This is a genomic window from Anabaena sp. FACHB-595, from assembly GCF_048568275.1.
In the GTDB taxonomy this organism is placed as follows: Bacteria; Cyanobacteriota; Cyanobacteriia; order Cyanobacteriales; family Nostocaceae; genus Trichormus.
Map to the genome: position 1 here is coordinate 91,189 of NZ_CP183474.1, position 13,090 is coordinate 104,278.

General features: G+C 41.2%; 12 protein-coding genes and 3 pseudogenes. 4 read left to right on the plus strand and 11 right to left on the minus strand.

Translation table 11 applies throughout. The annotated features are described in order from the left end of the window. The first annotated feature begins 19 nt into the window (after positions 1-19). The 4 genes and pseudogenes from ACN222_RS27335 to ACN222_RS27350 all read left to right on the plus strand — a co-directional run. A complete protein-coding gene (locus tag ACN222_RS27335; protein WP_010999661.1) occupies positions 20-1,048 on the plus strand; it encodes a WD40 repeat domain-containing protein in 1,029 nt (342 codons plus the stop codon). A gap of 186 nt (positions 1,049-1,234) precedes the next feature. Further along, positions 1,235-1,816, plus strand: a complete 582-nt coding sequence (locus ACN222_RS27340) for a Uma2 family endonuclease (protein WP_010999662.1) — start codon at positions 1,235-1,237, stop codon at positions 1,814-1,816. Positions 1,817-1,946: 130 nt separating this feature from the next. Beyond that, positions 1,947-2,270, plus strand: a complete 324-nt coding sequence (locus ACN222_RS27345; RefSeq protein WP_010999663.1) for a hypothetical protein — start codon at positions 1,947-1,949, stop codon at positions 2,268-2,270. 248 nt (positions 2,271-2,518) lie between these two features. Continuing rightward, positions 2,519-2,764: pseudogene (locus tag ACN222_RS27350) on the plus strand (AIPR family protein); the annotation flags it as partial. Positions 2,765-2,782: 18 nt separating this feature from the next. On the opposite strand, the gene ACN222_RS27355 reads toward ACN222_RS27350, so the two are convergent. From ACN222_RS27355 to ACN222_RS27405, 11 genes and pseudogenes are all read right to left on the minus strand, one after another. After that, positions 2,783-4,276 carry an ISNCY family transposase gene (locus ACN222_RS27355; protein WP_231865596.1) on the minus strand — a complete coding sequence of 498 codons (1,494 nt, stop codon included), beginning with the start codon at positions 4,274-4,276 and terminating at the stop codon, positions 2,783-2,785. Between the two features lie 164 nt (positions 4,277-4,440). Continuing rightward, positions 4,441-4,770 (minus strand): annotated as a pseudogene (locus ACN222_RS27360) (Uma2 family endonuclease); the annotation flags it as partial. A gap of 176 nt (positions 4,771-4,946) precedes the next feature. Beyond that, on the minus strand, positions 4,947-5,138 hold the full coding sequence (locus ACN222_RS27365; RefSeq protein ID WP_010999671.1) for an N-acetyltransferase: 192 nt from the start codon (positions 5,136-5,138) through the stop codon (positions 4,947-4,949). 50 nt (positions 5,139-5,188) lie between these two features. After that, positions 5,189-6,530, minus strand: a pseudogene (locus ACN222_RS27370) (transposase). A 68-nt stretch (positions 6,531-6,598) separates the two neighbouring features. Then, positions 6,599-6,964 (minus strand): hypothetical protein, encoded by a 366-nt coding sequence (locus ACN222_RS27375; RefSeq protein ID WP_010999673.1) that lies wholly within the window; start codon positions 6,962-6,964, stop codon positions 6,599-6,601. An 18-nt stretch (positions 6,965-6,982) separates the two neighbouring features. Continuing rightward, positions 6,983-7,291, minus strand: coding sequence for an HNH endonuclease (locus tag ACN222_RS27380; protein WP_010999674.1), 309 nt, complete (start codon positions 7,289-7,291; stop codon positions 6,983-6,985). 43 nt (positions 7,292-7,334) lie between these two features. Next, positions 7,335-7,529 carry a hypothetical protein gene (locus ACN222_RS27385; RefSeq protein WP_084789148.1) on the minus strand — a complete coding sequence of 65 codons (195 nt, stop codon included), beginning with the start codon at positions 7,527-7,529 and terminating at the stop codon, positions 7,335-7,337. Positions 7,530-7,573: 44 nt separating this feature from the next. After that, on the minus strand, positions 7,574-7,879 hold the full coding sequence (locus tag ACN222_RS27390; protein WP_084789149.1) for an FAD-dependent monooxygenase: 306 nt from the start codon (positions 7,877-7,879) through the stop codon (positions 7,574-7,576). Between the two features lie 11 nt (positions 7,880-7,890). After that, positions 7,891-8,502, minus strand: a complete 612-nt coding sequence (locus ACN222_RS27395; protein WP_010999677.1) for a PEP-CTERM sorting domain-containing protein — start codon at positions 8,500-8,502, stop codon at positions 7,891-7,893. Between the two features lie 294 nt (positions 8,503-8,796). Then, positions 8,797-10,881, minus strand: coding sequence for a di-heme oxidoredictase family protein (locus tag ACN222_RS27400; RefSeq protein WP_010999678.1), 2,085 nt, complete (start codon positions 10,879-10,881; stop codon positions 8,797-8,799). Between the two features lie 530 nt (positions 10,882-11,411). Continuing rightward, a complete protein-coding gene (locus ACN222_RS27405; RefSeq protein WP_010999679.1) occupies positions 11,412-12,815 on the minus strand; it encodes an NCS2 family permease in 1,404 nt (467 codons plus the stop codon). Positions 12,816-13,090: the final 275 nt, after the last annotated feature.

A 13,090-nucleotide genomic window follows, 5' to 3' on the forward strand; every position in this document is an offset into this window, starting at 1 on the left:
CTTAAGGGATTCCCCGGCTATGACTCTCAACCGTATTTTGTGGAATTACCTAATAGCCCCAACAGTAATCACTATTGCTGTTTGCGGTTGCACTACACAGACTCCCAACACTCAGGATTTAATTGCTCAGTCGCCAAAAGATAGCCAATTAGTCCGTACTTTATCAGCACGGTCTGATTCAGGTTATTCGGTTGCGTATTCTCCAAGCTCTGTGGGAACAATTCTTGCTAGTGCTGGTGCTAAAAGCATTAAGCTTTGGAATCCTAACACGGGTAAACTATTGCGTACTTTATCAGGACAAGCTTTTACTGTCAGCTTTAGCCCAGATGGTCAGATTCTCGCTAGTGGTTCTCAGGACGGCAGCCTGAATTTGTGGGATGTTCAAACAGGGAAACTCATCCGTACACTCCAACACTCAGAACCAGTGCTTGGTGTAGTTTTTAGTCCAGATGGACAAACTTTGGTTAGTAATCTTGATCTCGGATCTATCATCAGGCTGTGGAATTGGCGTACTGGAGAAATCATCCGCATAAAGGATGACCCTGACGCTTATCAAAAAGGATTTGAGAACTTCAAAACTCAACCAGCCACTTTTAGCCTGGATGGTCAAACATTATTTGCTACAAGTGGTTCTGGTTCTATGCTCCAGTCGTGGAATCTGAAAACTAGTAAACGAACAGGCAGTTTCGATGCGAAATCATCAATTAATGCTGTCGCTATCAGCCCAGATGGAAACACCCTAGCTACTGGCATTCGGGATAATGCAATTAAACTGTGGAATATTAATGATGGTAAACTTATTCACACTTTAACTGGTCATCAAGGTCAAGTCAGAACTGTTGCCTTTAGCCCAGATGGAACATTACTGGCTAGTGGTAGCTCTGATGGCACTGTCAAATTGTGGAATGCTACTACTGGTAAAGAAATCAACACTTTTACAGCACACAAAGAACAAGTTTGGTCTGTGGCTTTCAATCCTGATGGCAAAACACTTGCTAGTACTGGACAAGATGGCAGTGTTAAGATTTGGGGTGTATCCCCACAATAAATCTACGAGCTTATGTAACCTTGTTCACCACCCACCGGATACCGCCACATCATCTCCTGCAATCCCATAGCTTCCCCATCCGGCGTGTATTGAGCCGTTTGTTGAGGTGAAGGCCAATTAAGGGATACAGCCGTTCAAAAGCTAAAATTTGCTAGAATTTACATTTGAAAGTATAAAAAAGGGGTTATGACCACAGCAGTCAGAAAATTTACCCTTGATGAGTACCTGTCCTATGATGATGGCACAGATACTAAGTACGAACTTGTGGATGGAGAATTGGTTGAAATGCCACCAGAAAGCGATAGGAATAATTTAATTTCTCTTTATCTCCTATCGCAGTTTCTCAAGTTTATCCCCATTCAACTCATCCGCCATAAAGATACAGAACTGGTAGTCATTGGCAATCGAACTCGTGTGCGGCTCCCTGATTTGATGATATTGACACAAGAATTATTTGAGGCGATCGCGGGGAGACGAGCAACTATCACTCCAGATATGCCTTCCCCCGCAATGGTAGTTGAGGTTGTCTCGCCAGGAAAGGTAAATGAAGATAGAGACTACCGTTATAAGCGTTCTGAATATGCTGCTAGGGGGATTCCTGAATACTGGATTGTTGACCCTGAAAAATCTCGAATTACTTTATTGACTTTGGTTGATGGACTATATGAAGAGTCAGTGTTTCAGGAGACGGACATGATTAGGTCTACAACATTTCCAATGCTGGATTTAACGGCATCACAGGTATTGGCTGCTGGGCTAGTTCTTTAGCCTGTCACATTTCTATGCACGAGGGATTATCAACAGAGTGGCTTTTTTCAATCTATGAATTAACCAAAAAGAGTAACTTACCTCAACAAATTTCTTAGAGTCTCAATCCAATGACATTTTAACGACAATTATGAGTTCCCCTATTTCCCATGCTGAAGATCCAGACTTCCATTCATCTATTCAGGAAAACCTAAAACAGCTTTCGGCTCAGTTGGGATCTCCCTTGGACGAATCATCAGTCATGGAAATATACCAGGATGCGTGTGATCTACTAAGCCACCTTTCCCCTTCACCTCTTACTCTTGCCCGTGTTGCCGGAACATTACTGGTTTACCAGGTCAATGACACAGAACTGGAAGAATCTAAGTGGTTCAGCAACCAGGTGAAACAATGTCTGGACGAAGAAGAAGTTGAGGAGTTGATTGAATCTATGTCTCGCACTGATGCTTTATGAACTTCAAGTAAATAACTCAGACCGAAAATTTTGGCTGAATAACCGCAAAAAAGTTAACAATTATTGTTGGTTCCAAAAAATTAATATCGCTGGCTGTGCGGACTACAAATGACCAGCAAAGCACAACAGACTATGGCAAAGGCTCTTACAACCCCATCAATAAAAGCTCAAAGCTTTTACTAGTGTCAATTGATGCTAAATTCTGTATGCTTCATTAATATGCACTGCACTCCTCACACAAGAAGACTATGCCAAAAAATTGGGCTTTGAAAATAGACCAGTTTTTTAATGCAAACCCCCACTGCATCATCGCTACCGCCCATGTAGACACATTTCCCGCCGACCTACCCTTAGAACCAAATATCCGAGAACCGAACAAGAAAAGTGCAACATACAGACAAATATTTGACTCGGTGACGACTCAACCAGAAAAATTCTTTGAGCGTCATAGTGGAATTGTACTGTGTGCCAACAAGGTTAAACCCAATAAAAATCTAGCGTGGCAAAACTTACTAGAGAAGACGACTCTCTAGATTAGCCAAGTAAGCCTTGGGGTCTCTGCGAAATCGATACTGTTCAATTCTGGCTTTGTGGTGTTTTTGCAATTGAGAGCGTAATTCGAGCCAAGTATGAATATCAACTTGTGCTAAATCAGATGCGGTAAAAGAATGAAGCTTAGTAGCGATCGCACAGGCAAGTTTGACAGAACCACGAATAACGAGAGATGAGGGGGCAACCTTACGACCGGTACAACGACGTTGATGATAACGTAGCATACCAAAAGCGTGTTCTAAGTCATTATTAGTTCTAGGAAAATCTTCAATTTCATAACAATGAAAAAGTCCAGACCAGTAGCTGTGGGTGGTTTTTATAAAGTTATCGATTGCAGTGTTCAGGGTACCAGCTTTCTGCTTTTGTTGAGACATTTCTGTCAACAGTTGCTGATAACTTTGTTTGACCCCAGCAGCATCAAGACCTATTTTATTGTTGAGAATATTACTAGCTTTATCAACCCACTGATATGCAACCCTCACAGGTGAAAATAAAGATGCAGTAGCAGATAATCCCTTAGCTAGAAGGTGTTTTAGGTTAACTAAAGGTGGTGGTAAAGCACTTCTTTTTTCCATCCTTTCTAAGCTTTGTTCTATCAAAGTCAAATTTTCTTGTAACTTTAATCCAGATGCCTCTAACGGTGGATGTCCATCATTGGTTATAGAACTACGGACTGCCGAGCAATAATCTTCAATAATAGTCACCAAATCCTTATCTTCATTGGTAACACTACGTTCAATTTCTCGTAATCCTCTAACTTTTTTTTTCAATTCCTTTTTTGCATTTCTATCCGCCTCATATATGGGTTTAATTGCTTCTTTCAGGTAATGGTAATGACATAAACCATGAGCAATTTTAGGTAATGCTAACCCAACAGCTTTACGAATTGATTGTTGTCCATCACTAACAACTCCATCAATTGGTACATCCAGTGTATTAGCCACTTCTAATAATAACGCTACTAAATCTTCATTCCTTGATGATAATAAAGTTTTAGCAAGTAAAATTTCTCCTGATAGACAATCTCGAATTACCCATAATACCTCATGTCCAATTTCTGGCTGCATCCCATCAATGGCTAATATCACCCGTCCTTGATTAGCCACTATTGCTTTTAATCTTTTATGGTCTTTTAGCCATAAAGAAAGTAACTCGTCATATCTGTCAATTAAGTGTGTGACCGTTCGTTGACTTATACATATACCTTTTAATTCAAGGTGAGTATGTATTTGAGGAACACTTCTATGTTCCTGGTAGCGTAATGCTCCTATATAAGCAATCACATCCAAACCAAATTCGTTCTGTGGTAGAGCGAGTGACCCTTCTTGCTCTGGTCGATATGCTTTTTTATACCGCATACATGACTTATTTTGACATCGCCGAATTTTTAGCTGTAGTTCTACTACCCCATTTAGCGTTCTTATATGTCGAGGATTATTGTATTCATTCCACATTGCTTGACCACACGAAGGGCATTTTTTTTGAACACAATCGAGTACTTCAAACGATGTTGCTTCTGGTTTTAAACTTTTTCTTACCAAGTTTTTGTACCATTATTTCGTTACAAGCTCAAGATTACAGGATCTCTGCTCCTCTCTAGTAAGTTTTGCCACGCTAGGATTTTTTCTTGTAATGGTTTGATGCGGTCACTTTTAGATTTGACCTCAACAGTGAGATCAGGTACTAACTCCACAAAGTCACGCTGAGTTTTTTTTAGTCGTTCAGCGCGAACAAAAGACACATCAGGAGCGCGTAAGTTTCTTTTTTCAGGGTTGCCTGTGTTGTCATCATTTTCCAGACTAGGCAAGATAAAGCCAGCACTAGAACCAGTCACTCTGCCTAACTTGCGAGGCATAACCCACATATTGAGGAAAGTTAACAGGCGAGAACCAATTTCATCTGACTCGTAATCGGATGGCCCGCAACCACATAACCCCACTGTGAACACTTCCGCACCATCCCCCTAATCACAATCTGCACTCGCAGGGTCATCATTCCAGCACTCCATGAGAAAATCTAAGCCTGGTTTTTTCAACAAATTCCCCATCTTGAATTTCTCCATGCGCCAAGGTCTAGCCTTGGCTCTCTCTGCGATACCTACGGTGGGTTTTGCCTACGTCCGACTCAGCCTTCATAGGCAAACACCAAAAACCTTGTACCTTCATAGCTGAACTCTGCCATTTGGCACATCCCCATTTTTCGATGAGCTTGAAGAGATGGTTCATTGTGACCTTTGATAAATAGTATTCCTTGGCGTTGAGGTAATAAATTCTTCAACTTAGCAAACATTGCCGCAGCAATACCTTGACCTCGCATACTTTCCTCAACGCATATAGGGCCATACAAATAACAATACCTCTGCCAAATTACGAGGGTTCAACACCCGTAGAAACGGGATGAATGCGTCCTAAAGAAGTAAGCTTGGCAAAAATCTGGTTTAATAAAATAGGCTCAGGGATTTCGGGAAGCATTTTTAACATTTCACGGACATATCGAAAACCACTCTGGGTGAGCTTTAAGATCAATAATGCCGGAGTCAGGATTAAGGAGACGGAAATCAGATAGAAGATGATGGGATAAGTTGACCATAAAGAATGCTAGATTAACAGCATTAGTTACAGCAGTTTGACTTAAATTCATAAAATCTTCCAATCCCCAAAACTGCTTCGCATCACGAAAGTTAAACTCGATTTGAAAGTGCAGTTTATAGTAATCAATTATCTTTTCGTATGACAACTTTAGGTCACTAGAAAATAGGATTACATGACTATGAGCATTAGTTTTAAGATTGGTTTTGACCAAAATAACTATATTCAGTGCTTGGGCAAATTCCTTGTGGAGTAAAGTAGCTTGATAAATATCAGTTTTGATATCGTCTTCAATGGTACTTTTACATAAATATTTATCAGGTATGTTACAGTAGTCAATCTTATCACCGTATTTACGACGAGAGCGACTATTGGAGTCAGGATGTTGATAGGGTATATACAATGAGGAATCATGGCGCAACTTGGAAATTATGTGCAAGTTAACTTGCCGAACCATTTGCAAGGCATTATTGTTTCCAAAATGACCGTCTAAGACTAAGTAAGTTAGGGGGATAAAGTTAGCTATTAACTTGAACAACTCATTAATCATCTTCTTAATTCTTAGTAATTCAGATGTGAGAATTACTTCTGTTTTGTTTTTATTTTTACTACCTTTTGGTCGTCCACGTCCACATATTTCTTTGGGTTTGATTTCTGTTGTTGGCGATACACTACTTTTTTCTACATCGCTCTTGATTACCTGTTCTATTTTAATCGGAAATGAGTGTCTTCGCTTCACACTTACTAATGATAATGTAAAAAAAGATAGCCCTAATATAGGTTTGCTGGCGAGGCTAGAAAAAAATCTATCCAGCCCATAAGTTTGTTTCCCTGATTTACTGATTACAACTTCATCTCCTGCCAGCAAATACACCTCATTTGCACGGAACAAATGCTTACGAAAAAATACCCAAAACAACGTTGCCCAAGGTATTACTGTCTGAAAGAATCTTAATATTGTCCGATAACTACCACCAGTCCCTGCCCAACGAGACATTCCCAACATTGTGACTCTCCCGCTCATCGCTAACATCGCCAGGATTATCTGGTTCATTCGGCGCATCGTCGTCGCGTTGATCTGCGGTAGCAGGCATTGTAACAATGATAGGATGTCTGGCATGGGTGGTTTGTAGTTTTTGAGTTGTCGTTGTGAGAGACAATAACTCTACTACAAAGCGCCCTACCTCTTTATGCTCTTATTTTGGCTAAGGTATTGAAATAAGCGTCTTTATTACCGGGGTAGACTTGTAACATTGTGCCTATAATTGGCATCTGTACTGTTGCCTTTGGCCAAGTCAGTAAAAATCCTACGACTTGATTATCTTTACGGGCAACAATACTGGGCATCTGCGAGATGGTTTTGCTTACTGCTTCAGTTTCAAGACGACCTAGCAACATCCCACCATGTTCTGGATCATTGGCTTGGGCTAACGCTATAATTCCTGCCACATCTGCTTGATTAGCTTGGTCAATCACAATATTAGACAAACACATACAGCGACACTCTAGTAAATTTGTAGTATGGCTTTTGGATTTGGGTGAAAGTTGCTTCATCAAAGCTAATCAAGTTAGTTAACTAACTTTCTGCTCTGCAAACAGTGACAACTGCCCAGGAGAAACATTACCTCTGCCAAAACGGTGGTATGACAGGTGACAGCCACTACACAGACAAACTAAGTTTTCTAAGCGATTGTCAGACGGATCTCTATTCCAATGATGGACTTGCAATGTGTGGGCTTTACGTTCAGAAAAAGTTAAATTATCGGGTTTTTCCCCTGGCCGTAAGCAGACCCTACCGCATTTAGAACAACGCCAGTTAGAAGCCGCTTTCAATGCTGTGGCTAGTTGTTTCCAATTGTCTGGATACTTACCCTGAATCATAACAGTGTTTTATAACTGATGAAGTAAGTTAATAGCTGATTAATTAGAAGAGCTTACCGCATTCATCAGACCAATTCAAATACTCTTGCATTGACATGGCGATCGCTTTGTTGTGATCGCCATAATTCACTTCAGTTAACAAACAAGTAATTATCAGGGTGTAGATACTTGCGCCATCGCACCCACTCCATTGGGCCACAACATTTTGATTATTCTTCCCAAGATGGTTGGTAATCAAACAACCATTTAAACTGCAAGTCAGCTAACCAAGTTGGAGTCAACCTATAAATCCAATCTCGTAGGAAACATCCAATTGCTCCCGTTAGTTTGTCCAAGCTGACCAACTTGCCGAGAAGTCGTAAATACACGAGTGACTCGTTTGCTACGAATACTCTCAAATTGACGTAACATTGACACCACTTGATCGCTGTTTGGGTTATTTTTGAGCAACTTGACGAGTTCAAAGGCATCTTCTACTGCCATACAGCCGCCTTGTCCAAGATTTGGTTGTACAGGATGTGCTGCATCGCCAATTAAAGTCGCTCTCCCTTTACCCCAAGCATTGCCTAATGGTTGGCGACTTCTAATGAAGGGAAAAGTTAAGTGTTAATAGCGTTAATGTCTGTCGGGGATGCTTCCCTGCTTATGACCCTTTGAAAAGCTACTGCTTGCTTTCGTTTTCTCCACCAGCCAAAACCAATAGCAAGTAATGAGCCAACTACTGTATGAGGTTCTGGAACAGAACGTGGATTAATACTAAAGTTTCCATAATCTACATCACTTGAAAGCTCTGAATAACCTTCGTTGAAACTACTGTAGAATACATTAACGTTCCCCAAACCATCTTCTCCACTACCAGAAACCAAATAAGAAAAACCATTCGTGGTTAACAGTGGCTGACTCGCATTCAACAAATTATCGTTGACACCATATGTACCAGGTAATAGCAAACCAATTATTGTCTCTGTAATTCCTTTATCTGTTCGTTTACCATTTATACCTATAATTGTGTAACTATTGTTAATAGGATCTAGATCAGTTGTAGTAAGAGTTCCGCTAGCATAAATAGGCGTACCGTTTACTTCATAACTGGGAAAAGAATACTGAAAATTAAATAACTGTGCAGCTTGTGCTGTAGAACAGGCACTCATACCAGTTAAGCCAACAACAGCAATGACGGTAGCAATGCGAAGCTTTCTGACTATTTCCATGCGATAATCCCTCAAAAAACTAAAGTAAAAATTTGCTTAGGAGTCAGAATATTCTCTCTTTTAGCTCCCAAAGCCCTGGATCTAAACAAAAATTCATATTTGGGAATGCAACTCCCTAATACTGTTTCTCCAAGTTAGCGTGCAGTAAACAGTTATCAAGGCGTATGGTGAGGGACTGCTGCTACCCAGCACCATACGTCTACTACCAGTTGATGTGGTGTTTCACCAAGGATTTTAGTAATAAGTGATAACTGTCAAAGGTAGATTTACTGTTTGTATTAGCCTCAGTTTCAATTAGAAGCTACCAGGATAGTCATCAAGTGCTAGTAAGAAATTAATCAAGTCTGTTTGCTGGTTTGGATTAAACCCAGCCTGCCGATCTACATAGAAATCATGACCTGTACCATCAATGTTACTAAACACTAACCCCGGATTAGCTTTATTAGCTTTGATAACTAACGCACGAAGATCACGATCAACTAAAGCACGCAAGCTGCTAGCAGCATCGGCAGGTATACCTTGGTTGAGAGTGTTAGTTAATCCTAATCCACTCTTGTCAGCAATAGTGAAACTACCATTGGGGTTAATTTTCAGACTTTTTGCTCGTACTGCTACACCACCATCATGCAAATATGGCGCGCTTAAATAAAGACCACGTAAGGAAGTAGTTTTGTAACCACCTTTAGGCAATATACCTTTAGGCAGAGTTGTGGGAGTATCGGAAATACCCTGTGTTGGTACATCCAGCACTTCAGCGTTATCTGGAATCGGAACGGGAGTATTAAAAGTGTATAACTTGGATGGCACTAGCAAATTCTTCACCGCAAGACGAGACTGGGCGCGAGCTGGATTAGTACCTATTTCATCAAGAGGATGAATTTTATTGTCAGTGAAGAAGGGCGGAATATGGCAAGTTGCACAATTAGCTTTCTCAAATATTTTCGCCCCGCGCTTCACAGAATTGCTGTTTAATGCTTGCCAATTTTCTTGAGTCTGGTTAGCAGGTGGTACTAAGCTATTTTGAAAAGCAGACATAGCATTGTTAGCAAATAAGAAAGTCCCACTGGCAATATCTCTAGGATTACCAGTATTTGGACTGAAAACCAAACCGTTGCTTGTAAATAAATTGATTTGTAAATCAGGGTAAGTTCCTGTATCAGGTGCAGCAACTTGGTCTTCTAATTCTGCTTGTGTAGGATTCGGGGCAAGCACTCCTCGTAGCCATTCTGAAGGTTTTAATGTCACTCCTTCTGGTAAACGTAGACGTGGGTCAGCCGCATTTTGGAGAAATGTCCCAATATAAACTTCTGGGTCAATACCAAGAGTTTTTGAACTTAATTGAGCCGCAGCCAACAAATTAATTTCTGAAGAATGGACAGCACTGGTAAGAGAAGTCAGTCCTCCAAATGGGCCAAAAGCCGCAGCCCCGTCTGCACCATAAGGCTGACTTTTAAAGGTGAATAAACTCGGAATTTGCGTGGTGTTATTAATGCCATCTGGTGAACTCTCAAAATTTCCAGAAGGTAAACCTAGTAAGGCATCATCAAAAGCTTTTTCAAACTTTTCCGGATCTGGTAATCTGACTACATTACCTTTACTGTCAATAATAGTTTTGCCATCACCTTGATATTGTGGATCTAGAGGATTGAATTTTGCCCGTGCAAAGGCCGCCGCCGAATTTGGTGCTATGGCAAGAAAAAAAGGAAAGGCAAGTTCACTATTCGGGACTCCCGGAAGACGTTTCCCTTCCTTGGAAAGAGTTACATGACAAATTGCACAAGTAATGTCACCATTAGGCGCACTTCCTACAATATTCCCCTGCTTGTCCACTTTTAAGCCTGTATTAATGGCAGTTCCCTTGAGAAACGTCTTACTACCCAAAGGAATATCCTTCAAGAGGGTGATTTGTAAGTTGTTCGTTGCCTGACCTTGCAAATTATTAATTGCTCTGGCATATTCTTCTGCAAGAATCGCAGATCCCTGACCAAGACCGAATACACCTTGCAAACCAAATGTATCGCCAATTTTACGGTTGAAGAATATATTTTCACCTTGAGCTATTAATTCCTGAGTAATTTTAATAGCCCCTACTCGCTGATAAGAAATAGGGTCATTCGGGTCAAGTCCCTTTTTTACAAGCATTTCTGCCGCTTCTTCAGGACTCAGCAGTTTGCCAAAATAATCGTAATAACCTAGTGGTTGACTAGGTGCTGGTTGCAAAAGATCGGTTTTTGCGAAGGCTGTCTGGCTTGTCATCAACAAATTTGATAACAAAATACCAAAAACACTCATCATAAAAACGCAGATTAGTAATAAAATCTTGGTTTTTGCAGCACGAAATACCCTAACTATGCCTGTGTTGGGGTTGTTTTTTTTCATCGTAAGCAATGTAGTAAAAGCTTACAGCTAGATATATCACACTATTACGTAAATATATCTAAAGGTAAGTGGAGTTTTCTGTTTTGCCATATTCAGGTAATTGAACTGTTTGGACACAAAAAAAACACAACCCAGACAGCAAGAGCAGAACTAAACACCCACCTATGAGTAACACCCCGTTTTTAAGTGAGGCTGAAAAACAATTGACGCTGCAAGAACAATGGAAGCCGATGGCGTGATGAATACCTGGAACTACCAAATCTAGAATCACCTGGACAAAGGTGGTGGAATACCGCCGCTAAATTATGGGGGTACGATTTACGCAATCAACTTGTTGCAGATTTGTTTTATGACAACGGTACAGAGTTTATCAAATTCACCAATGGGAAGGAAATTATGGTAGAGACTGCATGGCGTTGGGAATGGGAACGAGTTCTGGAATATGCTACTAATTAATATTTTATAGTAAAAATCTTCAGCAAAAAAATCGCTTTTATCTCCTAATTCAACCACTAGCAATCATACTGAGACTAAGCCTGTATCGTGATCAGCGTGAAGTAAGCTACAGCAATACCTGCCAGAACTAGACTAGATCGCGTCCCTTGTCGATTTCTCTGAGCAACAGTTGCAACCGCATGAGCAATAAACCCTGCTGCCATGCCATCGGCGATCGAAAAAGTTAGGGGTGTAATTAAAATGACCACAAATGCCGGAATTGCCTCTGCTAAATCATTCCAATTGATCAGACGCACACCACTCATCATTAAAACACCAATCATCAGAGGAATAGGAGCAGTAGCAAACGCCGGAATCGCGGCAAATAAGGGTGTGAACAACGTCGAAATGAGAAAGAGTAACCCCACCACAATCGCAACAAATCCACTACGCCCACCTTCAAAGATTCCAGAAGCCGCTACTAGATAGGGCATGACAGGAGTACTACCCACGATTGCACCAAAGACGGTTCCGAGTGCGTTGGATAATAAGGCTTGTTTCGATCGATATAGTTCACCGTCGGGCTGCATGCAGTCGATTTGTCGCCCTAACACATTGAAACTCATCGCATCGGATAAGGACATAAATAGCAGCACAAAGACGACTGCCACAAAATTTCCCAGTTGCGACCAGGAGAGATATTGTACTCCAACGAGCGCTTGCCCAATCAAGTCTTGAGGCAACTGGGGCAGAGCGAGAATGCCTTTAGGGCGGGGTGCTACTCCTGTCAGCCAACCGAGCGCAGCCGTGCCAAAAATCACAAACAGGAATGCGCCTTTGACCTTCCGCACCGTAAGCAGTATTGTCAATAAAATCCCAAAAATTGCCATCAGCGTAGCTGGCTGCTTCAGTGTTCCCAGGCTGGTCAGCGTGGCAGTATTCGCAACGATGATCCCTGCACCGACCTGGGAAGAAGCGACTTTTCCCGACAGCGCAATAGATGAGAGAAACAGACCCAAGCCAATCACCATCGCCTGTTTTAGCGAATTGGGAATGGCATTATGCAGTTGGCGACGGAGTGGACTGACAGACAACGCTGTGAAGAGAATTCCCTCGACTAAGACAGCAGTTAGTGCCAATCGCCAATTCATTCCCATGCCTAGCACGATAGAGAAGGTAAATAGTGCGGCGGCTCCAGTCGCCGACCCCAGGACAAAAGGATAATTAGTTAGTACTCCAATTAGGAAACTAGATACCGCAGCACAAAGGGCAAGTGCCACCAAAATTTGCTCCAATAAATCTCCGGCCTGCTGTAGAAATATCGCATTTCCTAAAATATGAGCATTCACGACCAGAATCGGAGCCGTGGTTATAAAAATCGTCAAGCCAGCTAGTAATTCTGTGCGGAAGTTTGTTTCCAACTGTTTAAACCGGAAGAATTGACTAATGCGATTGAGACAGGATGGGGGCTTGGAAAATGGCATTGTTTGTCTGTTCATATAACATTGAAGAGTTGGTGTAATGCCAAGCTACTACCTGACTTGTGAACCGATGTAATTTTGATAAGTACTGAAATCAGTTTGATGCAAATTTTTTCAGTCTTGTAAGCTGGGCAGAAACGCACAAGAAATATTTACAGCGATATGAAAAATTTAGATTTGCTGTTGTAACCGAACATTTTATAACTTGTTTGAAGCTTCTTTTAATGGTTGAATTTAGATATTTTTGTGATTTTAAAAAACAGATGACTCGCAGTCAATAATCCTTCAAACTG